Origin of the sequence: Mesorhizobium sp. M7D.F.Ca.US.004.01.2.1 (assembly GCF_003997785.1) — a bacterium.
GTDB classification, from domain to species: domain Bacteria; phylum Pseudomonadota; class Alphaproteobacteria; order Rhizobiales; family Rhizobiaceae; genus Mesorhizobium; species Mesorhizobium loti.
The window spans coordinates 28,204-47,376 of record NZ_RZRQ01000003.1 but is presented as its reverse complement, the minus strand read 5'-3'; the positions used below and the strand labels follow the sequence as shown (position 1 = coordinate 47,376).

Genomic DNA, 19,173 nt, shown 5'->3' with positions numbered 1-19,173 from the left:
TGTCGCCAGCGGTTTCGCCAATCGCCAGCGTCGCAAGAAGGGCGCGGCATCACGGCCAGCTTCCTTCTCCCCGTTTACGGGGAGAAATGCCCGGCAGGGCAATGAGGGGCGGCGCCGAGATCAGCAAATTGGCCACCCTATTCTAGCCAAGCAGCGTCCTCTGCCTCTTGCTCCCACCCAGCTTGCGCCAGTTGTTGAACCGGTGGCTGGCGGCGGCAAAGGAGATCTTCATCTGCTGGGCAACCGAATAGCGCGACTTGCCCTCGTCGAACATGCGGTAGCAGCACTCGACGCCTTCCTCGGTCAGTTTGCCGTCCGGCGCCTTGTTGTGCGGATTGGCGGGGTCGAATTTCTCGACCTGTTGTTCGACCAGGCCTTTCAGGCGCTGCAGGTCGGCCTCGATGCTGGCGATGAGGTCGAGAACGGGCTTTGGATCATAGGGGTGCGGAGGCTGTTTTGCCGTCATCTGCGGGCTCCTTGTTCTTGGCTTGAGTGCAGCTATATAGGTGAACATTCACTGATAATGAAGGGTCGCCGCGGGCGCGGGGCTTCAACAATTCTTGACCGCGACCCAAGCGCGCAATTGACCAAAGGCGTTCAAAACCCTACTTTAGAATTATTCTAAACTAGGGTGAATTCCTCATGCTTTCCCGTGTTTTCGGCTTCGGCCGCCGTCCCTTCGAATCGCTTACCGAACAGGAGATCCTGGCGCTGGCCATTTCGTCCGAGGAGGATGACGGACGCATCTACCGGGCCTATGCCGACGGACTGGCAGACACCTTCCCGCAATCGGCAAAAGTGTTCGAGGAGATGGCCGAGGAAGAGGATGGCCATCGCGATGCGCTGATCGAGCTCTTCCGCAGTCGGTTCGGCGAACGTATTCCGCTGATCCGGCGCGAGCATGTGAAGGGGTATTACGAGCGCAAGCCCGACTGGCTGGTGAGACCGCTCGGCATCGAGCACGTGCGCAGCCAGGCCGAGGCGATGGAGCGGCAGGCCTATCTGTTCTACGTCGAGGCGGCCAAGCGCACCACGGATGCCTCGACCAGAAAGCTGCTCGACGATCTGGCATTGGCCGAGCAAGGGCACGAAACGCTGGCGCAGCGCCTGGAGCAAAAGCACGTACCGGGCGAAGTGAAGGACGAAGAGGCCGCCGCCGAGCAGCGCCAGTTCATCCTCACCTATGTGCAGCCGGGGCTTGCCGGATTGATGGACGGCTCGGTGTCGACGCTGGCGCCGATCTTCGCCGCAGCGTTTGCCACCCATGACACCTGGCAGACCTTTCTGGTCGGGCTTGCCGCCTCGATCGGCGCCGGCATCTCGATGGGCTTCACCGAAGTGGCTTCCGACGACGGCAAGCTATCGGGCCGTGGTTCGCCGATAAAACGCGGCATCACCACCGGCGTCATGACGTCGGCGGGTGGCCTTGGCCACGCATTGCCCTATCTCATCCCGCATTTCTGGACGGCGACAGCCGTCGCTGCGGTTGTGGTGTTCTTCGAACTGTGGGCGATTGCCTTCGTCCAGAACCGCTACATGCAGACGCCCTTCCTGCGCGCCGCCTTCCAGGTGGTGCTGGGCGGCGCGCTGGTGTTCGCGGCCGGCGTGCTGATCGGGAATGCGTAAGCGCAAAGCGCCCCCTCACCCAGCCTCCGCTTCGCTCGGCTGACCTCTCCCAGAGGGGAGAGGAGCTTTCCAGCGCCGCGCCAACCTCTTCTCCCCGCCGGGGAGAAGGTGGCCGCGAAGCGGCCGGATGAGGGGGCTGGCGCCACGCGGGTTGCCCGTTCACCCATTCACCGCCCGACTATCCCCAGGCGCCTCGTCCCTCTCGGTCAGCCCATAATCCCTCACCACATGCGCAATCCGCAGACGGTAGCCGGCAAAGATACCGCCACGGCCGGCCTTCTGCGCCTGCCGGTGTTCCTCGGTGTTGCGCCAAGCCTTCACCGCCTCCTCGTCGCGCCAGAACGACAAGGACAGGATGCGGTTCGGATCGACCAGACTCTGGAAGCGTTCGATGGAGACAAAGCCGTCGATGCCGTCGAGCAGAGGACGCAAGTCGGCGGCGATGCTCAGATAGGCGTCGCGCCTGCCCGCCGCCGGCTCGACCTCGAAGAGGACGGCAATCACGGCAGCACCAGCTTTGCATGCGGTCCCGAGACGTGTTTCAGGAACATGCGGTCCTCCTTCAGGATGAATCTTTCGCGGCGGGCGAATTCGTAGTTTGCCTTGCCGGCGGGATCGGCGGCAAGCCGAGCGCGATAAGCTTCATAGGCCGCCAGGCTGTCGATGTTATAAGCGGCATAGGCGGTCGTCGCCGAGCCCTCATGCGGCGCGTAGTAGCCGATCAGATCGGCGCCGCAACGTGGAATGGACTGGCCCCAGTTGCGGGCGTATTCCTCGAAGGCCGCTTTGCCGAACGGGTCGATCTCGTAGCGGATGAAGCAGGTGATGGTCATTGTGGTCTCCTTGGGTTTCCGCGTCGATGGTTCGAGCGGCGTCGAAACGTCGTGCCGCCTGGTCTGCTAGGCAATTCCCTTGGCGGTCATGCCTGCCAGAAGGACTTCGTGCATTCGCGGCGCACGTCTTCTGGCGTCAGGCCAAGGTCGCGCAGCAGATGATCGTCGATCTCGGCGAGGTCGAGACGCTGCAAATGACGGTCATACCAGCGAGCCAGCAGCCGGGAACGCAACCAGGTGACGAACGGGAACGATTGGCGGCTGGCGAGCGGGGCCGAGGGGAAAGCGGTTCGTGCGGTCATCGTCGTCTCCTTGATCTGATCGGAGAATAGTGGTTATCTGACAAGGATGCTTCGATGAGAAACGAACTATGCGTGAAGGACCCGACATCGCCCGCATCGCCAGCCTGGTCGGCGATCCAGCACGGGCAAACATGCTGAATGCTCTGATGGGCGGCACGGCGCTGACGGCGAGCGAACTGGCGCTCGAAGCCGGCGTGTCGCTGCCGACCGCCAGCTCGCATCTGGGCAAGCTGATGGAAGGCGGGCTGTTGACGGTGGCGAGCCAGGGCCGCCATCGCTACTACGGCCTCGCCGGCCCGCAGGTGGCGGGCATGATCGAAGCCATCACCGGTGTCGCGGAAGCCGTTGGGCCAAAGCGCGTGCGGCCGGGTCCCCGCGACGGCGCCATGCGCGTGGCGCGCGTCTGCTACGACCACCTTGCCGGCGAGCAGGCGGTGGCGATGCTCGATCGTCTCGTCGCCAAAAACGTGTTGGTCCGCGACGACAAGGAGATCAGGCTCGGGCCATCGGCGGCTTCGCATTTCGCTGCCATCGGCATCGATGTCTACACCAGGCCGCGCCGGCCGGTATGCCGCGCCTGCCTCGACTGGAGCGTGAGGCGCTCGCACCTCGCCGGCACGCTGGGCGCCGCCATCCTCGACAAGATCCTTGCCGAGAAATGGGCGCGCCGCGAGAAGGACAGTCGCGCGGTCATTTTCTCGCCGCCGGGCAAACAGGCGTTTGAGAGGGTGTTTTTGGACTGAGGGGTTGGCGGGACAGCGCCCCCCTCTGGCCTGCCGGCCATCTCCCCCACACGGGGGGAGATCAGGCGTCACGCCGGCTTTCGCCAATCTCTTACGTGCAAAGGGTGCGAAGCGCCGAAGCTGCCAATCTCCCCACTCGTGGGGGAGATGGCCGGCAGGCCAGAGGGGGGCGCGAAGGATCGCTGCGCTGGCAAATTGCGCGAACTACCCCCGCTTCAACACCTTCCCCACCTTGAAAAAATCCTTCCACGGATCGGCTAGCGCCAACTTCGCCAGCGTCGTCTTGTCGCCGATCGGGAAAGCGTTCGGCGCCAGTCCGGCTTCGATCTCGGCCCAGGTCACCGGCATCGACACGGTGGCGCCCTTCTTGGCGCGCGACGAATAGGGCGCGACCGTCGTCGAGCCCCTGCCATTGCGCAGATAGTCGACGAAGATCTTTCCGGTGCGCGCCTTCTTCGACAGCGTCGCCGTGTAGCGGTCGGGGGCGCCCTGTTCGAGCGCCTTGGCAAAATCATGGGCGAAGGTCTTCACCGCCTCCCAATCCGCCGATGGCTTTAGCGGCACCAGCACATGAAAACCCTTGCCGCCCGAGGTCTTGACGAAATTCGACAGCGACAGCTCGTCGAGCTTGCCTCTAATGTCGAGTGCCGCCTCGCGCACCGCTTTCACGTCGACGCCTTCATCGGGATCGAGATCGAAGATGATCTGGTCGGGCTGTTCAAGCTTGTCTGTCGTGCAGCCCCAGATGTGGATCTCGACCACACCATATTGAACCAGTGCAGCAACGCCGTCGAAATCCCTGATGAACAGGATCTCCTCGCCGTCGTTAGGGTCCTTCATGCGGGCGATCTTGTCGCTCATGCCGGCCGAGGCATGTTTCTGGAAGAAGCGCGGTCCGCCGACGCCGTCCGGCGCGCGCACCAGGCTGAGCGGCCGGTTGACGACGAACTGTTCCATGCGTGGCCAGACCTGCGCGTAGTGGTCGAGCAGGCCTTGCTTGGATATTTTTTCGTCCGGCCACAGCAGCTTGTCGGGATGGGAAAGCTTTACCGTGGTCGTCATCGACCCGGCGGGCTTGGCGGTGCTGCTCGATGCCGGCTTTGCCGAACCTTTGGCTGTCGCTGCCTTGCCTGTCGACGCTTTGGGCTTTTCCTGCACGACTTCCTCCGCCGGCTTGTCCTCGCGCAATCCCTGGAACGAGGCGTGGCGTATTATACGGTCCGACGTCCAGCTGCGAAACTCCACTTCGCCGACAAGTTCCGGCTTGACCCAGACCAGGCCCTTGCCCTTCGGCACGGTGGCAGCGAACGGCGACGACTTTGCCTTCAGCGCATCGAGCTTTGTCTTCAAATCGGTGGCGCCCTTGGCGGAGAAGCCGGTGCCGACGCGGCCGGCATAATGCAGCTTGCCACCCTCATGATAGCCGACCAGCAGCGAGCGCAGTCCGCGCCCGGTCTTCTCCGACGGCAGATAACCGCCGATGACGAACTCCTGCCGCGCCGTGCATTTCGATTTCACCCAGGTGGGGCCGCGGCCGCTGCGATAAGGCGCATCGGCGCGTTTGGAGACGACGCCTTCCAGCCCCATGCGGCAGGCATGCTCCAGCATGATCTTGCCGGGCTCGGCGAAATGGTCGCTGAAACGGACTGCCGCATTCTCCGGCTGCTTGCCGAGCAGCTCCTGCAAGGTCTGCTTGCGCTCGACCAATGGCTCGCGGCGCAAATCCTTCCCGTCGAGGCGCATCAGGTCGAAGACGTAGTAGATGAAGCGGTTGGTTCGATTGGCAGACAAATCCTGCTGCAGCAGGGAGAAGGACGAAACGCCGCTGTCGGCCAGCACGACGATCTCGCCGTCGATGATGGCGTCACTGCATTTCAGTCCGGCCAGTTCTGCCATGATCTCGCCGCCGAATTTCTCCGTCCAGTCGAGGCCGGTGCGGGTCAGCAGCCGCACTTCGGTGCCAGCGATCTGCGCCTGCATGCGATAGCCGTCGAACTTCACCTCGTGCAGCCAGTCCTTGCCCGGCGGGGCTTCGCGCTCCAGCGTGGCCAACTGCGGCTCAACAAAGTCGAGGCGCTTGCCGGGCTTCGCCTTGCCGGCGGCTGGCTTGTTGGAATGCCAGACTTTTGGCTTCTGGCCCTTGGCGGCCTTGCCCTCGCCGACCTCCTCGATGGTCAGGCCCGACTTCACCGATTCCGGCGCTTCCTTGAGGATGTCCTCGCCCGGCCGCGCGGCGGCATCGTCGGACTTGATCAGCAGCCAGTTGTCGCGCTTTTCAGCCGCGCGCGGCTTCAACCGCACCAGATGCCATAGACCGTGCAGCTTGTGGCCGTGCAGCTCGAAGCTGATATGGCCTTTCTTCATTGCCTTGGCCGGGTCGATCTCGGGAACCCAGGTGCCCTCGTCCCAGACGATGACCGAACCGCCGCCATATTCGCCCTTGGGGATGGTGCCTTCGAACGGCGCATAGTCGATCGGGTGATCCTCGACATGCACGGCCAGCCGCTTCTCATGCGGGTCGAGACTCGGGCCGCGCGTCACCGCCCAGCTCCACAGCACGCCGTCATGTTCCAGCCGCAGGTCGTAATGCAGCCTTGTCGCCGCGTGCTTGTGTATGACGAAGATGCCGCCCGCCTCGCCCTTCTTGGTACGGGCGACCTTGCCGGCCGGCTCGGTGGTCTTCTTGAAATCGCGCTTGGAGTGGTACTGTTCGAGGCTGGCCATCTCTGGATGTCCTCAGGCCGACTTGCGCTTCGGCGCGCCGGCTTTCGGGTTGGCGCGCTTGGCCTTCGCCGACGAAGAAGCCTTCGAGCTGCCATCCGACGACAGGCTCTTCTTCAGCGCGTCGAACAGATTGACGACATTGGAGGGTTTGGGCGCTGCCTTGGCCGTGGGCGCCTTCTTGCCGGCCTTCTTGGCGCGGATCAGCTCCAGGAGTGCGTCCTCGTATTTGTCATCGAATTTCGAGGGATCGAACTTGGCCTTCTTCCTGTCGATGATCAGCTCGGCCAGATCGGTCACCTCCTGATCGGTCTTCACCGCCTTGATGTCGCCAAACACGGTGTCCGGCTGGCGCACCGTGTTGTCGTAGCGCAGCGTCGTCAGCACCATGCCCTTGCCCAGCGGTTCGATGACCACCGGGCGCTCGCGTTGATAGAGCACGATGCGCGCCAGTCCGGCCATCTTCTTGCCCGCCATAGCATCACGGATGACGGCGAACGCCTCCTCCGACACCTTGTCGGCCGGCGCGACATAATAGGGCGTATCGAGGTAGATCTGCTGGATCGAGGCTTTGTCGACGAAACCGTCGAGCGCCATCGTGTGCGAGGATTCGATCTGCACCGCCTCGATCTCGTCTTCCTCGATATGGACGAAATCGCCGTCGCTGACTTCGTAACCCTTGATCTCGTCGTCGTCGCCAAGCGGCTTGCCGGTTTCGGAATCGACATAGATGCGTTTCACCGTGTTGCCGGTCTTGCGGTTCAGCACCCGGAACGAGACCTTCTCGGTGTGGGTGACGACATTGGTCAGCTCGACGGCACAGGTGACCAGCGACAGCTTCAGATAGCCCTTCCAGGCTGGACGCGGCGCCATGATATCTTCCCTTCCACAACCAGATGAAGGTGAGAACGGACAGAGCCCGCTCCAGTTCCGCGCTCCCGCGCCGATCTGGATGCCAAGCGCACCCGAGGCGTTCTGGCCGCCCGCACGGAAATTTCACTGAGGCAGCCAAAGTTGAAACAGAACCGCGCGCGGGCGACATTCAAACGAAACATATGTGATGGAAAAGTCACATTGGGCGGAATGCCGACCAACTGCACGGAAAGACCCCGAATCAGCCGCATTCCAGCCACGAAGCAAGGCATTTTCGACCAGATATTAACATCACGTTCACCGACTATTCACGCCTCGACGCTATGATGACCGCAATTCGGAAGGGACATCCGAAATTCGGGACAGGGACAAGGTAAATGAACTTCCTCGCGCACCTCATCGGCTATGCCGCCGCCATCCGCGAATTCGTCGCGCCGACCTATCGGCCCGAGCGCTATTACATGCGTGGCCCCGGCCCGGCTTGCGCCCGTCGCGGCAACTCGCTCGGCGTGAGCGCGCACTGATCATGGCTTTCGAAAATCGCCACGACAGCCGGATCTGCAGGCCGGCCGCCTCTACCCGCGCCACCACCTATCGCGCCGAGCGTCCCGCTCTCGCCGACAGGCGGCGTGCGACATCGCCACGGCTTTGATACCGTCTCCGGCTGGCTTAGTGTCCTAAGGGCACAAGCAGCCGAGGCCCGCGTGACCGACCTTCCCCAGTCGAGCCGTCGCAAGTCAAGCTGTCCCTCCGAAACATCCTTCGATGCACGCCAGCCGCTGATCGTCTTCGATGGCGTCTGTGTGGTCAGGCTCGATCGCAAAAGCCGCTTTGGGTGCGGGCGCCTTCGATGCCCTTGCCGTAGATTTCCGACAGCGCCACGCCGAGCGGATAATAGACACCGGACGTGCCGCCGGTCAGCACATTGATGAATTCCTGGGCCTTGGCTGAAATAGCGCCCAGGCCAAGCGAGACCGCCACCGCGCCGGCCGCAATGAATTTCGTCCTGAAATGGAACATGGTGATTTCCTCCCTGAAATGTCTGCGCCGCCGCCCTCCTCGGCGCGGGCGGGGCGAGTTTAGACGGCAGACGGCAAATGCCAACCAGCAATTGCACTCCATTAGGCGAACGGTTGAGTGCTGCCGCGGTGGGCGCCGGCTTGCGCATGACACGACCAAGGCCGAAAGATTTTTCCAGCGCCTGTCGAAATCGGCCGAGACCGCACGACATAGGGTCGGCCCGCACGGAGCGGCCGTTCGACAAAACGGGAGAAGACCATGCGATACATGCTTTTGATCTACAATGACGAGGCCGCGACGGCTAATGCGCCGCGCGACAAGACCGAGCAGGTCCTCGCGGCCTATGGCGCCTATACCGAAGCGTTGAAGAAATCCGGCGCATGGCTGGCCGGCGACCGGCTGCGCCCGACCCAGGCGGCGGCCTCGGTGCGGATGGCCAACGGCAACACCAACGTGCTCGATGGCCCCTATGCCGACACCAAGGAGCAACTTGCCGGCTTCTACATGATCGAGGCGACCGACATCGACACGGCCATCGAATGGGGTGGACGCTGTCCGGCAGCCAGCACCGGCACGGTCGAGGTGCGCCCGATCTGGGAAATGACCGAGTACCTATCCGAGAAATGACCGAAACGCCCCGACGACGCCGAATGATTTTTCGCGGCGCCTGTCGAAATCGGTCCAGGCCACGCGACATAGGGTCGGCCAGCAACGAAGCGGCCTTCGAGAAAACGGGAGAAGACCATGCGATACATGCTTTTGATCTACGTCAACGAAGCCGCGATGGCGGCCGCGCCGACCGATAAGACCTACGAGATCAGCGCAGCCTATGGCGCCTATACCGAGGCGTTGAAGAAATCCGGCGCCTGGCTGGCCGGCGACCGGCTGAAGCCGACCCAGGCCGCCACTTCGGTGCGGATGGCCAACGGCAAGACCAACGTGCTCGACGGCCCCTACGCCGACACCAAGGAGCAACTCGCCGGTTTCTACATGATCGAGGCTGAGGACGCCGATGCCGCTATCGCCTGGGCGGCGCGCTGCCCCGCCGCCAGCGCCGGCACGGTCGAGCTGCGGCCGATCTGGGAACAGACCATGTGATGGAGAATGGCCTGGAGATCGCGCGGGCGGCGGCGGAAGTCGCCGCCCGGCAAAGCTACGGCAAGCTTGTCGCCTGGCTCGCGGCACGCACGCGCGACGTGGCCGGCGCCGAGGATGCGCTGGCCGATGCCTTCGCCGCCGCACTGGAGCGATGGCCTCAAACCGGCGTGCCCAAGAAGCCGGAAGCCTGGCTGCTGGCGGTGGCAAGGCGGCGCCGCGTCGATGCGGTGCGGCGGCGGCTGACCAGCGAGGCCGGCCGCGAGCATCTCAAGCTGATTGCCGAGGAGGCGGAGGCGCACATGACCGACGAAGACCTGCCCGACGAACGGCTGCGGCTGATGTTCGCCTGCGCCCATCCGGCGATCGAATCGAGCGTGCGTTCGCCGCTCATCCTGCAGACCGTGCTGGGGTTCGACGCCGCGACGATCGCCTCTGCCTTCCTGGTCTCGCCGGCAACGATGAGCCAGCGCCTGGTGCGCGCCAAGACCCGCATCCGTGAGACCGGCATTCCGTTCCGCGTGCCGGAGCGGGCTGAACTCGGCGAACGGCTGGATGCGGTGCTGGAAGCGATCTACGCCGCCTTCGCCGAAGGCTGGTCCGACCCGGCGGGCACCGAGACGCAGCGCCGCAATCTGGCGACCGAAGGCATTTGGCTCGGCCGGCTGGTGGCTTCGCTGTTGCCGGAAGAGCCCGAGGCGCTTGGCCTCTTGTCGCTGATGCTGTTTGCCGAGGCGCGCCGCGCCGCACGGCGCGATGCGGCCGGGGATTACGTGCCGCTTGCTGAGCAGGACTATACGCTCTGGGATCGCGCTTTGGTCGATGAGGCGGAAGCGTTGCTCGGCCGCGCCGCCACCATGGGCGTCATCGGCCGCTACCAGCTTGAGGCGGCCGTGCAGTCCGCACATGCAGCACGACGGCTGACCGGCCGCACCGACTGGGCGGCGATCCGCGAGCTCTACGACGCGCTGCTTTCGATCGCAGGATCGCCGGTGGTGGCGATCAACCGCGCGGTGACGATTGCCGAGGCCGAGGGCGCCGTGGCCGGATTGGCGGCCCTTTACGTGCTGGGCGACGACAAGCGGCTTGATGACTATCAGCCCTACTGGGCAGCCCGCGCCGGTCTGCTGGCCAGGCTCGGTCAGGTGCCACAGGCAACCGAGGCCTATGATCGGGCGATCGGCCTTGAACGCGATCCGGCGGTGCGCCGCTTCCTGCAAGGAAAACGGGCGGTGCTCAGAAATTGAGCCGCGCCACCGGCCGTCCGTTCAGCCTGGCCACATCTCATGCGATGTGTTGAGCGTCTTCATCAGCGGGTTGTCGCGCAGTTTCGACCACAGGCGTTCAATGTTCGGCCATGCCGTCCGCGCTTTGTCGACGTCGGGATGCCAGGCCACCAGCATGACGAGGTAAATGTCGGCCAGTGACAGCTGGGAGCCGACCAGCCAGTCACGGCCTTGGAGAGCGGCATCCAGAACGGCAAAGCCTCGGTCCATCTCGGCGACGGCTGCCTGCTTGACCGCCTTGGTGCCGTCCGGATCGGCCGTGTATCGATACGCGTAGTAGAAACGCAGCACCGCCGGATAGAGCACCGACGACATGAAGGTCATCCAGCGCAGGAAGTCGGCACGGGCAGGCGTGTCGACAGCCGGCGCCAGGCCGGCATTGGGGTGACGCTCGGCAAGCAGGATGCAGATCGCCGCCGATTCGGTCATCGAGCTTCCGTCCGGCAAGGTCAGCACCGGAACCTGGTTCAACGGACTGATGCCCAGGAAGGCCGGATCGGGTCGGTCCGTCTTCGGTACGTCGATCTGCTCGAACGGTACGTTCGCCAGCGCCAGCGCAGCCTCGACGACGAAGCCGCCGCTGCCTGGGCGGGTGTAGAGCTTGTACATGGAATCTTCCCCCGGCCCGCGCTAAGCAAGCCGGGAGCGATATGAACCGGAAGCGGTGTCGCGCTCAAGCCGCTGATGGCGGCCACAGACGGTTTTTCAGCGGGCCAGCTTGGTCACGAAGAAGCGTCGGACTACGAGCCCAACCCCTCGAACAGGATCGTCGACAGATAGCGCTCGGCGAAGGATGGGATGATCACCACAAGGTTCTTGCCCTTGTTCTCCGGCCGCGAGCCGACGACGATGGCCGCCTGCAGGGCGGCGCCCGACGAGATGCCGACCGGCACGCCTTCGAGGCGGGCGACGAGGCGGGCATTGGCGACCGAATCCTCGTTCGAGACCTTGACGATCTCGTCATAGATCGTCGTGTCGAGGATTTTGGGCGCAAAGCCGGCGCCGATGCCCTGGATCTTGTGCGGGCCGGGCTGGCCGCCCGACAGCACCGGTGAGGATTCCGGCTCGACTGCGACGACATGCACCGAAGGCTTGCGCTTCTTCAGCACCTGGCCGACGCCCGTGATAGTGCCGCCGGTGCCGATGCCGGCGACGAAGATATCGACCTCGCCATGCGTGTCGTTCCAGATCTCCTCGGCCGTCGTCGTGCGGTGGATTTCCGGGTTGGCCGCATTCTCGAACTGCTGCGGGATGATCGCATTGGGGATCGTCGCTGCCAGTTCGTCGGCCTTGGCGATGGCGCCCTTCATGCCTTTCGGACCCTCGGTCAGCACCAGCTCGGCGCCGAGCAGCGCCAGCATTTTCCTGCGTTCGATCGACATCGTTTCCGGCATCGTCAGGATCAGCTTGTAGCCCTTGGCGGCGGCAGCGAAGGCAAGCGCGATGCCGGTGTTGCCGGACGTCGGTTCGATCAGCGTGGTCTTGCCGGGAGAAATCTTGCCGGACGCCTCCAGCGCCTCGATCATCGCCACGCCGATACGGTCCTTGACCGAAGCGATCGGATTGAAGAATTCGAGCTTGGCAATAAGATTGGCGACGATGCCCTTTTCCTTGGCGAACTTGTCGAGCCGCACCAGAGGCGTGTCGCCGATCGTGTCGGTGATGGAATCGTAGACGCGGCCGCGACCGGGCACGCGGGCTGATGTGACGGGCTTGTTCATTGGTTTCGCTCCCAGAATTTCAGGCAAGTGGAATTGCAGCCGGCAAGATAGGGCTTTCAGCCGCGCAACATAAGCTGTCGGCCGAAAATATCCGAGTGGGGACTGTGTCGAAAACGTCTCCGCCGCGGAAAAGCATTTCCCGCAAAGGCCTGTTTGCGAAATGCTTTGGCCGAGAGCCCTTTATTGGCGGGCGGCAATCGCTGCAGCAGCACCAACCATGAAGCCGGCGGCGGTGCGGTTCAGCGCCTTGAGCGCGCGCGGCGATTTCAGGAACCAGCGCGCCTTGGCAGCCAGCGCCAGATACGGCACCAGCACCACCAAGAGCACGACGACCGTCAGCGCAACGAGAATGCCGTAATCGGCCAGCGTGATGGTCTTCAGGTCGACGATGGTCGGCGTGATTGCGAGGTAGAAGATCATCGTCTTCGGATTGCCGAGGGTTACGGTCAGGCCGGCGACGAAGCTCGACAGCAGGCCACCCTTGCCTTTCCTCGCCTCGACGGTCTCGGGCGTGATGCCGCTGTTCCAGAAGCGCCAGCCGAGGAATACGAGATAGGCGACGCCGAGCCATTTGATGGCGAGAAAAACCATGCCGAAAGTTTGCGCGACGAAAGCGAGGCCGAGCACCACGACGGTCAGGTAGGTGAGGTCGCCAACCATCAGGCCAAAGGACATGGCAAGCGCCGAGCGAAAGCCGGAACCGAGCGCGCGCGCAATGAGCGCGGTGAGCCCGGGACCGGGAATGGCTGCGGCGACGCCGAGAGCGGCACTGTAGGCGAGGAATCCGGTGAGGGTCATGGTATTCGTCTCAAATCAGAAGGCACTGTCGCATGAAACGGGCCAGAATTGAATTCCCGTGGGGTCGGAATCCATTGCACCAGATATCGTTGGGACACCTGAAGAAGGCCCCCTCATCCGACCGCTTCGCGGCCACCTTCTCCCCGCTGGGGAGAAGAGACGAGCACGGCCCCGCCTACCTCCTCTACCCGCCAGGGAGAGGTAGGATTGTCCCAAATTGCTCTTCGCAATTCGGTTGGCAATCCAGGTGAGGGAGCCTGCGCTGCCCAGCAGATCAGGAGTGACCGTCGTCATGGGTGACACGCCATATGGTGCCGTTGCCGTCCTCGGTCACGATCAGCGCGCCGTCGTTCGCCACCGCCACGCCGACCGGTCGACCCCAGACTTCGCCGCTGGAGACGACGAATCCGGTGATAAAATCCTCATACTCGCCGGTCGGCTTGCCATCCTTGAACAGCAATCTCACCACCTTGTAGCCGGTCCTGTTGCCGCGGTTCCATGAACCATGCAAGGCGACGAAGGCGTCGCCCTTGTATTCGGCCGGAAAGCTCTTCCCTTCGTAGAAGGCGATGTTGAGCGGCGCCGAATGCGCCTGCATCAGTACATCGGGAATATCAGCCTTGCCGGCAAGGTCGGGGCGCTCGCCCTTGCGGCGCGGATCCTCGTTGTTGCCGATATAGTACCAGGGCCAGCCATAGAAGGCGCCGTCCTTGACCACTGTTGCATATTCGGACGGCACATTGTCGCCGAGCCCATCGCGCTCATTGACGACACACCACAGCGCGCCGGTCGCCGGCTGCACGGTCATGCCCGAACAGTTGCGCAGGCCGGTGGCGACGATGCGTCCGTTCTTGCCGTCCGGATCGAAGGCCAGCACGTCGGCGCGGCCGTCTTCAGAGCCCCATGTGGCGCCGAGCGGCTTCGACTTCGCCCAGGCGTCGAGTCCGCCCTCCGGTTCCTTGCCCATATCCTCGGCGACATTCGATCCCGAGCCGACCGACAGATAAAGCGTCTTGCCGTCCGGCGAAAAAGCGATGTCGCGCGTCCAGTGATGATTGGCAGGGATGTTGTCGATGATGGTTTCCGGATCGCCTGATGCCTTCAGGTCGCCCTTGCGATAGGCAAAGCGCACGACGCTGTCGCTGTTGGCGACATAGACCCATTGCGGATCATTGCCCGGCGGATAGAAGGCGATGCCATAGGGCTGGTTGAGGTTGCCGGCAAAGATGCCGTCCTGCGCCGGCTTTGCGCTGCCCTCGGCCAGGCGATAGACGCGGACCTGGTTGGCCTCGCTGTCGGCGACGAACAGGTCGCCATTCGGCGCCACGCGCACGACGCGCGGATTGTCGATGCCTGACGCGATCAGCTCGGCCGAAAAGCCCTGCGGCAGCTTGGGCTTGGCACCCGCCGGCCTTTCGGCGAGGCCGGCGCTGTTCGAGGCGGATTTGGTGGCGTAGGGCTTCGGCAGATCGTTCGGCCTGATCAGGCGGCGCACCCCCGGCCGGTCGGCGCGCCAGTCGCCGAAAGCGGCCGCGCCTTTCAACACGGGCTCGTCTGCCTGCTGCGCGAATGCCGTGGTGGTGACAAACAGGGTGGCGGAGATAGCCAGCCCGGCGAAACGGATCATCCCTGCCCTCCAACACTTGGCCGTGAAGACAGCAACGGGCGGCTTCGCCGATCGTTCCGCGGCAAACGATGAGTTGAAGGAAGGCCCCGATCTCCGGATTCAGGTTCCGGCAGCGTAGAAATCGTCGTCGAGGCGTTTTTCCAGCTCAACCAGATCGGCCGGCAGCGGCAGGCCCATGGCGCGCATTTCCCGCAGCTTTTCGCGCAACTGTTCCTGGATTTCGTGCTGGTCTTCCGGCTGGTTGACCATTTCCTCCAGCAACAGGCTGATCCGAGCCTTGAGTTCTTCCAGCGCCATCGTCGTCTCCTCGGTTAGATCAGCTCAACGGAGCATGCGGGATATCAGCTGCGCGGTGTAATCCACCATCGGCACGATGCGCGCGTAATTCAGCCGGGTTGGACCGATGACGCCGAGCGCGCCGACGACGCGGGCGTCCTTGTCGCGATAGGGGGCTACCACCAGCGACGAGCCCGACAGCGAAAACAGCTTGTTTTCCGAGCCGATGAAGATGCGCACGCCCGAACCCTGTTCGGCAAGGTCGAGCAGCTGGATCAACCCGTCCTGCGTCTCCATGTCCTCGAACAGATGCCGCAACAATTCGATGTCGGCCTGGGCGGTGACGTTTTCCAGCAGATTGGCGCGGCCGCGCACGATGAGTCGCGCCGGCAGGCCGCTGTCGGCGCCGGCCCACACCGCCAGCCCCTTCTCGACCAGGTCCTGCGACAGCGTATCGAGTGCAGCCCTGGTCTCTTCCTTGATGCGGGCGATCTCGATCCGCGCCTCGGCCAGCGTGCGGCCGCGGATATGGGCGTTGAGGAAATTCGAGGCCTCGTGCAATTGCGAGACGGTGATGCCGACGGGCAGTTCGACGACGCGGTTTTCGACGTCGCCGTTCTGCGACACCAGCACCGCCAGTGCCTTGGTCGGCTCAAGCTGGATGAATTCGATGTGCTTCAGCGCCACCTCGTTCTTGGCGGCCAGCACCAGGCCGGCGCCGCGCGACATGCCCGACAGCATCTGGCTGGCCTCGGTCAGCATGTGCTCCAGCGTCGCGCCGGAGCCCGACGCCCGCACCTGTGCCTCGATGGCGCGGCGCTCCTCGTCGGAAAGGTCGCCAAGCTCCATGAAGGCGTCGACGAAGAAACGCAGGCCGGCCTGCGTCGGCAGCCGGCCGGCCGAGATGTGCGGCGCGTAGATCAGGCCGAGATGCTCGAGGTCGCTCATCACGTTACGGATGGTCGCCGGCGACAGCGAGGAGGGCAGGATGCGCGACAGGCTGCGCGAGCCCACGGGTTCACCGTCCCTGAGGTAGGAATCGACGATGCGTCGGAAGATGTCGCGGGAACGCATGTCGAGCGACTGAAGCGCGGGCGACTGCGAACTCGGATCGACTGCCTTGGTCATACGGCCAAAAACCTCCGGCCCAAGATATAGACTTCGCCGCGGCCCGCGCAACCCGGTGTCTTTGTGAGATCGCCCGGTGTCTGTGTCGGATCGTCAGGCCATTTTCCTTTGCGCCACGCGTCCCATGTGGTTACAAGCCGGCCAAGATTCCGAAAAATGACAAGAAAGCAGCCAGAATGCGCCCCTCCAAACGCCAATTCGACGAAATGCGCGCCATCTCCTTCGAGCGCGGCGTCTCCAAGCATGCCGAAGGCTCATGCCTGGTGAAGTTCGGCGACACGCATGTCCTGTGCACGGCCAGCCTCGAGGAAAAAGTGCCGGGCTGGATGCGCAATTCCGGCAAAGGCTGGGTGACGGCGGAATATGGCATGCTGCCGCGCTCGACCGGCGAGCGCATGCGCCGCGAGGCTTCTGCCGGCAAGCAGGGCGGCCGCACGCTGGAAATCCAGCGGCTGATCGGCCGCTCCTTGCGCGCCGTGGTCGACCTGCAGGCGCTGGGCGAGCAGCAGATCACCGTCGACTGCGACGTCATCCAGGCCGATGGCGGCACCCGCACCGCCTCGATCACCGGCGGCTGGGTGGCGCTGTATGACTGCCTGCGCTGGATGGAAGCGCGCCAGATGGCCAGTGTCGCCAAGGTGCTGAAGGACCATGTCGCGGCGATCTCCTGCGGCATCCATGATGGCCAGCCGGTCATCGACCTCGACTATATCGAGGATTCCTCGGCCGGCACCGACGCCAATTTCGTCATGACCGGCAAGGGTGGCATCGTCGAGATCCAGGGCACCGCCGAGGGCGAGCCTTTCTCCGAAGATCAGTTCGCGGAATTGATGGGCCTGGCCAAGAAAGGCATCCAGCGCCTGGTCAGCCTGCAGCAGATGGCAGTGGCTTGACGGTTTTCTGGTGACCCCCTCCGCCATCCTGGAATCTGCCCTCTACGTCACCGATCTGGCGGCGGCGGAAGAATTCTATGTCGGCGTCCTCGGGCTCGACCTGCTCGGCAAGGTTGACGGCAGGCACCTCTTCTTCCGCTGCGGACCGGGCGTGCTGCTCGTCTTCAATGCCGAGGCGACGAAGGTGCCGCCGGCCCCCGACGCCAGGCTGCCGGTCCCGCCGCACGGCGCTGTCGGCGAGGGTCATCTGTGCTTTGCGGCGACCGCCGACGAAATCGTGCGCTGGAAAGCTCATCTGGAGGTGAAGAAGATCCCCATTGAAAGCGAATTCGAGTGGCCGCAAGGCGGCCATTCGATCTATATACGCGACCCCTCGGGCAATTCGATCGAATTTGCCGAGCCACGAATCTGGGGCCTTTGATGCATTCTCTTGATGGCAAGAAGATCGTTGTCGCCAGCCACAATGCCGGCAAGCTGCGCGAATTCGCCGACCTGATGGGGCCGTTCGGCTTCGAAGCCAAGTCGGCCAAGGAGTATGGCCTGCCGGAGCCGGATGAGACCGGCACCACCTTCGAGGAGAACGCCTACATCAAGGCGCTCGCCGCAGCCCAGGCGACCGGCCTGCCGGCGCTGTCGGACGATTCCGGCCTGTGCGTCGACGCGCTCGACGGCGCGCCCGGCGTCTACACCGCCAACTGGGCCGAAACCCCCGACGGCTCGCGCGATTTCGGCATGGCCATGCAACGCACCGAAGTGGCGTTGCAGGAAGTCGGCGCGGCCTTGCCACAACAGCGCAAAGGCCGCTTCGTCGCCGTCATCTGCCTGGCGTTCCCCGACGGCGAGGCGGAATACTATCGCGGCGAGGCCGAAGGCACGCTGGTCTGGCCGCCACGCGGCGAGCTCGGCTTCGGCTATGATCCGGTGTTCCTGCCCGATGGCTTCGAAAAAACCTTCGGCGAGATGAGCGCTGAGGAAAAACACGGCTGGAAGCCCGGCCAGCCGACGGCGCTGTCGCACCGCGCCCGCGCTTTCCAGAAATTCGCCAAAGCGAGATTGGGCTCGGCATGAGCATGCTGCTCGACCGGACGCCCGGCTTCGGCGTCTATGTCCATTGGCCGTTCTGCGCAGCCAAATGCCCCTATTGCGACTTCAACAGCCATGTCCGCCACCAGCCAGTCGACCAGGACCGCTTCGCCAGTGCCTTCGAGGCCGAGTTGGCGACGATGCGCGAGCGCACCGGGCCGCGCGAGGTGACCAGCATTTTTCTCGGCGGCGGCACGCCGTCGCTGATGAAGCCGGAAACGGTGGCCAGGGTTCTGGACGCGGTGGCGAAGAACTGGACGGTGCCCGATGGCATCGAGGTGACGCTCGAAGCCAATCCGTCCTCGGTCGAGGCCGAACGCTTTCGCGGCTACCGGGCAGCCGGGGTCAATCGCGTCTCGCTCGGCGTGCAGGCGCTGAACGACAAGGATCTGCGCTTCCTCGGCCGGCTGCACAACGTTGAAGAGGCCCTGCACGCCATCGGCCTGGCGCGAGAAATCTTTCCGCGGCTGTCCTTCGATCTGATCTATGCCCGGCCCGGCCAGACGCCGGAGGCTTGGGCATCGGAGCTGGAACAGGCGATCGGCCATGCCGCCGACCACCTGTCGCTCTACCAGCTGACCATCGAGGAAGGCACGCCCTTCCACGCTCTGCATGCGGCGAAGAAATTCATCATCCCCGACAACGACCACGCCGCCGATCTCTATGCGCTGACGCAGGAGATCACATCGGCGCATGGCCTGCCGGCCTATGAGATTTCCAACCACGCCAGGCCGGGCGCAGAAAGCCGGCACAACCTGACCTACTGGCGCTATGGCGAATATGTCGGGGTCGGGCCGGGCGCGCATGGCCGTTTCGTCGAGAATGGCCGCCGCACGGTCACGATCGCCGAGCGGATGCCGGAAACCTGGGCCAATCTGGTAGAGGCCAAAGGCCATGGCGTCACCGGCGGCGAGATCCTGACGCGCTCGGAAGAGGCCGACGAGTTCCTGCTGATGGGCCTGCGGCTGGCCGAGGGCATCGACCTCTCCCGCTACGAGGCGTTCTCAGGACGCGGCCTGTCGAGCGCACGGCTGTCGATGCTGCAGGGCGAGGGTCTGGTGGCACCGATCGGCAATGCCCGGCTCCGCGCCACGCCGGCCGGCATGATCGTGCTCGACGCCGTGGTGGCCGATCTGGCGCGCTAACCC

22 protein-coding genes and 1 pseudogene are annotated in these 19,173 nt (G+C 64.1%); 10 read left to right on the top strand and 13 right to left on the bottom strand.

The features are described from left to right. Positions 1-142 precede the first annotated feature (142 nt). Positions 143-466, bottom strand: coding sequence for a hypothetical protein (locus EN993_RS01720; RefSeq protein WP_024502197.1), 324 nt, complete (start codon positions 464-466; stop codon positions 143-145). Positions 467-642: 176 nt separating this feature from the next. Here EN993_RS01720 and mbfA point away from each other — a divergent pair, with 176 nt between their 5' ends. Continuing rightward, a complete protein-coding gene (gene mbfA, locus EN993_RS01715) occupies positions 643-1,626 on the top strand; it encodes an iron exporter MbfA (protein ID WP_109667652.1) in 984 nt (327 codons plus the stop codon). A gap of 159 nt (positions 1,627-1,785) precedes the next feature. Here mbfA and EN993_RS01710 read toward each other — a convergent pair whose 3' ends face one another. The 3 genes from EN993_RS01710 to EN993_RS01700 all read right to left on the bottom strand — a co-directional run bounded on the left by EN993_RS01710 (position 1,786) and on the right by EN993_RS01700 (position 2,761). Further along, positions 1,786-2,130 (bottom strand): antibiotic biosynthesis monooxygenase, encoded by a 345-nt coding sequence (locus EN993_RS01710; protein ID WP_127262213.1) that lies wholly within the window; start codon positions 2,128-2,130, stop codon positions 1,786-1,788. Continuing rightward, the gene (locus tag EN993_RS01705; protein WP_126067045.1) at positions 2,127-2,459 is read right to left on the bottom strand and encodes an NIPSNAP family protein; all 333 of its coding nucleotides are present in this window, start codon (positions 2,457-2,459) and stop codon (positions 2,127-2,129) included. Before EN993_RS01705 ends, EN993_RS01710 begins: the two co-directional genes overlap by 4 nt. A gap of 86 nt (positions 2,460-2,545) precedes the next feature. Then, a complete protein-coding gene (locus EN993_RS01700) occupies positions 2,546-2,761 on the bottom strand; it encodes a DUF1127 domain-containing protein (RefSeq protein ID WP_126067046.1) in 216 nt (71 codons plus the stop codon). A 68-nt stretch (positions 2,762-2,829) separates the two neighbouring features. Between EN993_RS01700 and EN993_RS01695 the strand changes: the two genes are divergently transcribed. Then, on the top strand, positions 2,830-3,504 hold the full coding sequence (locus EN993_RS01695) for a winged helix-turn-helix domain-containing protein (protein WP_126067047.1): 675 nt from the start codon (positions 2,830-2,832) through the stop codon (positions 3,502-3,504). Positions 3,505-3,708: 204 nt separating this feature from the next. Here EN993_RS01695 and ligD read toward each other — a convergent pair whose 3' ends face one another. Together ligD and EN993_RS01680 are read right to left on the bottom strand one after the other, a co-directional pair. After that, positions 3,709-6,228 (bottom strand): DNA ligase D, encoded by a 2,520-nt coding sequence (gene ligD, locus EN993_RS01685; RefSeq protein ID WP_127262212.1) that lies wholly within the window; start codon positions 6,226-6,228, stop codon positions 3,709-3,711. A 12-nt stretch (positions 6,229-6,240) separates the two neighbouring features. Then, positions 6,241-7,098 carry a Ku protein gene (locus EN993_RS01680; RefSeq protein WP_127262211.1) on the bottom strand — a complete coding sequence of 286 codons (858 nt, stop codon included), beginning with the start codon at positions 7,096-7,098 and terminating at the stop codon, positions 6,241-6,243. Positions 7,099-7,475: 377 nt separating this feature from the next. On the opposite strand from EN993_RS01680, the gene EN993_RS01675 reads away from it, so the two are divergent. Then, a complete protein-coding gene (locus EN993_RS01675; protein WP_082525385.1) occupies positions 7,476-7,622 on the top strand; it encodes a hypothetical protein in 147 nt (48 codons plus the stop codon). A gap of 307 nt (positions 7,623-7,929) precedes the next feature. On the opposite strand, the pseudogene EN993_RS01670 reads toward EN993_RS01675, so the two are convergent. Continuing rightward, positions 7,930-8,118 (bottom strand): annotated as a pseudogene (locus EN993_RS01670) (C4-dicarboxylate ABC transporter); the annotation flags it as partial. Between the two features lie 258 nt (positions 8,119-8,376). Between EN993_RS01670 and EN993_RS01665 the strand changes: the two are divergent. From EN993_RS01665 to EN993_RS01655, 3 genes are all read left to right on the top strand, one after another. After that, positions 8,377-8,745 carry a YciI family protein gene (locus EN993_RS01665; RefSeq protein WP_109667638.1) on the top strand — a complete coding sequence of 123 codons (369 nt, stop codon included), beginning with the start codon at positions 8,377-8,379 and terminating at the stop codon, positions 8,743-8,745. A 117-nt stretch (positions 8,746-8,862) separates the two neighbouring features. Beyond that, positions 8,863-9,216: a YciI family protein gene (locus EN993_RS01660; protein WP_056585399.1), complete on the top strand. Its 354-nt coding sequence runs from the start codon at positions 8,863-8,865 to the stop codon at positions 9,214-9,216. Next, positions 9,216-10,460 carry an RNA polymerase sigma factor gene (locus EN993_RS01655; RefSeq protein WP_127262210.1) on the top strand — a complete coding sequence of 415 codons (1,245 nt, stop codon included), beginning with the start codon at positions 9,216-9,218 and terminating at the stop codon, positions 10,458-10,460. Before EN993_RS01660 ends, EN993_RS01655 begins: the two co-directional genes overlap by 1 nt. A gap of 21 nt (positions 10,461-10,481) precedes the next feature. Here EN993_RS01655 and EN993_RS01650 read toward each other — a convergent pair whose 3' ends face one another. The 6 genes from EN993_RS01650 to hrcA form a co-directional block, all read right to left on the bottom strand. After that, entirely contained in the window at positions 10,482-11,108 is a 627-nt protein-coding gene (locus EN993_RS01650) for a glutathione S-transferase family protein (protein WP_127262209.1), read from the bottom strand. Positions 11,109-11,239: 131 nt separating this feature from the next. Beyond that, a complete protein-coding gene (gene cysK / locus EN993_RS01645) occupies positions 11,240-12,220 on the bottom strand; it encodes a cysteine synthase A (RefSeq protein ID WP_127262208.1) in 981 nt (326 codons plus the stop codon). Between the two features lie 180 nt (positions 12,221-12,400). Then, positions 12,401-13,018, bottom strand: coding sequence for a LysE family translocator (locus EN993_RS01640; protein ID WP_127262207.1), 618 nt, complete (start codon positions 13,016-13,018; stop codon positions 12,401-12,403). A gap of 274 nt (positions 13,019-13,292) precedes the next feature. Further along, positions 13,293-14,645 (bottom strand): sorbosone dehydrogenase family protein, encoded by a 1,353-nt coding sequence (locus EN993_RS01635; RefSeq protein ID WP_127262206.1) that lies wholly within the window; start codon positions 14,643-14,645, stop codon positions 13,293-13,295. A gap of 99 nt (positions 14,646-14,744) precedes the next feature. Then, positions 14,745-14,942 (bottom strand): hypothetical protein, encoded by a 198-nt coding sequence (locus EN993_RS01630; protein WP_126067052.1) that lies wholly within the window; start codon positions 14,940-14,942, stop codon positions 14,745-14,747. A 24-nt stretch (positions 14,943-14,966) separates the two neighbouring features. Continuing rightward, positions 14,967-16,049: a heat-inducible transcriptional repressor HrcA gene (gene hrcA, locus EN993_RS01625; RefSeq protein ID WP_126067053.1), complete on the bottom strand. Its 1,083-nt coding sequence runs from the start codon at positions 16,047-16,049 to the stop codon at positions 14,967-14,969. A 176-nt stretch (positions 16,050-16,225) separates the two neighbouring features. On the opposite strand from hrcA, the gene rph reads away from it, so the two are divergent. The 4 genes from rph to hemW are packed head-to-tail and all read left to right on the top strand — an operon-like array spanning position 16,226 to position 19,170. Continuing rightward, positions 16,226-16,942, top strand: coding sequence for a ribonuclease PH (gene rph / locus EN993_RS01620; protein ID WP_109667625.1), 717 nt, complete (start codon positions 16,226-16,228; stop codon positions 16,940-16,942). Positions 16,943-16,952: 10 nt separating this feature from the next. Further along, positions 16,953-17,363 carry a VOC family protein gene (locus tag EN993_RS01615; protein ID WP_109667622.1) on the top strand — a complete coding sequence of 137 codons (411 nt, stop codon included), beginning with the start codon at positions 16,953-16,955 and terminating at the stop codon, positions 17,361-17,363. After that, a complete protein-coding gene (gene rdgB / locus EN993_RS01610; protein WP_109667619.1) occupies positions 17,363-18,010 on the top strand; it encodes an RdgB/HAM1 family non-canonical purine NTP pyrophosphatase in 648 nt (215 codons plus the stop codon). The genes EN993_RS01615 and rdgB overlap by 1 nt, the downstream gene beginning before the upstream one ends. After that, positions 18,007-19,170: a radical SAM family heme chaperone HemW gene (hemW, locus tag EN993_RS01605; protein WP_126067055.1), complete on the top strand. Its 1,164-nt coding sequence runs from the start codon at positions 18,007-18,009 to the stop codon at positions 19,168-19,170. Before rdgB ends, hemW begins: the two co-directional genes overlap by 4 nt. Positions 19,171-19,173: the final 3 nt, after the last annotated feature.

What these genes read in the sequence shown, in the direction of transcription:
- EN993_RS01720 (WP_024502197.1), bottom strand. Translation starts at nt 466, where the DNA reads ATGACGGCAAAACAGCCTCCGCACCCCTATGATCCAAAGCCCGTTCTC.
- mbfA (WP_109667652.1), top strand. Translation starts at nt 643, where the DNA reads ATGCTTTCCCGTGTTTTCGGCTTCGGCCGCCGTCCCTTCGAATCGCTT.
- EN993_RS01705 (WP_126067045.1), bottom strand. Translation starts at nt 2,459, where the DNA reads ATGACCATCACCTGCTTCATCCGCTACGAGATCGACCCGTTCGGCAAA.
- EN993_RS01700 (WP_126067046.1), bottom strand. Translation starts at nt 2,761, where the DNA reads ATGACCGCACGAACCGCTTTCCCCTCGGCCCCGCTCGCCAGCCGCCAA.
- EN993_RS01695 (WP_126067047.1), top strand. Translation starts at nt 2,830, where the DNA reads ATGCGTGAAGGACCCGACATCGCCCGCATCGCCAGCCTGGTCGGCGAT.
- ligD (WP_127262212.1), bottom strand. Translation starts at nt 6,228, where the DNA reads ATGGCCAGCCTCGAACAGTACCACTCCAAGCGCGATTTCAAGAAGACC.
- EN993_RS01680 (WP_127262211.1), bottom strand. Translation starts at nt 7,098, where the DNA reads ATGGCGCCGCGTCCAGCCTGGAAGGGCTATCTGAAGCTGTCGCTGGTC.
- EN993_RS01675 (WP_082525385.1), top strand. Translation starts at nt 7,476, where the DNA reads ATGAACTTCCTCGCGCACCTCATCGGCTATGCCGCCGCCATCCGCGAA.
- EN993_RS01665 (WP_109667638.1), top strand. Translation starts at nt 8,377, where the DNA reads ATGCGATACATGCTTTTGATCTACAATGACGAGGCCGCGACGGCTAAT.
- EN993_RS01660 (WP_056585399.1), top strand. Translation starts at nt 8,863, where the DNA reads ATGCGATACATGCTTTTGATCTACGTCAACGAAGCCGCGATGGCGGCC.
- EN993_RS01655 (WP_127262210.1), top strand. Translation starts at nt 9,216, where the DNA reads ATGGAGAATGGCCTGGAGATCGCGCGGGCGGCGGCGGAAGTCGCCGCC.
- EN993_RS01650 (WP_127262209.1), bottom strand. Translation starts at nt 11,108, where the DNA reads ATGTACAAGCTCTACACCCGCCCAGGCAGCGGCGGCTTCGTCGTCGAG.
- cysK (WP_127262208.1), bottom strand. Translation starts at nt 12,220, where the DNA reads ATGAACAAGCCCGTCACATCAGCCCGCGTGCCCGGTCGCGGCCGCGTC.
- EN993_RS01640 (WP_127262207.1), bottom strand. Translation starts at nt 13,018, where the DNA reads ATGACCCTCACCGGATTCCTCGCCTACAGTGCCGCTCTCGGCGTCGCC.
- EN993_RS01635 (WP_127262206.1), bottom strand. Translation starts at nt 14,645, where the DNA reads ATGATCCGTTTCGCCGGGCTGGCTATCTCCGCCACCCTGTTTGTCACC.
- EN993_RS01630 (WP_126067052.1), bottom strand. Translation starts at nt 14,942, where the DNA reads ATGGCGCTGGAAGAACTCAAGGCTCGGATCAGCCTGTTGCTGGAGGAA.
- hrcA (WP_126067053.1), bottom strand. Translation starts at nt 16,049, where the DNA reads ATGACCAAGGCAGTCGATCCGAGTTCGCAGTCGCCCGCGCTTCAGTCG.
- rph (WP_109667625.1), top strand. Translation starts at nt 16,226, where the DNA reads ATGCGCCCCTCCAAACGCCAATTCGACGAAATGCGCGCCATCTCCTTC.
- rdgB (WP_109667619.1), top strand. Translation starts at nt 17,363, where the DNA reads ATGCATTCTCTTGATGGCAAGAAGATCGTTGTCGCCAGCCACAATGCC.
- hemW (WP_126067055.1), top strand. Translation starts at nt 18,007, where the DNA reads ATGAGCATGCTGCTCGACCGGACGCCCGGCTTCGGCGTCTATGTCCAT.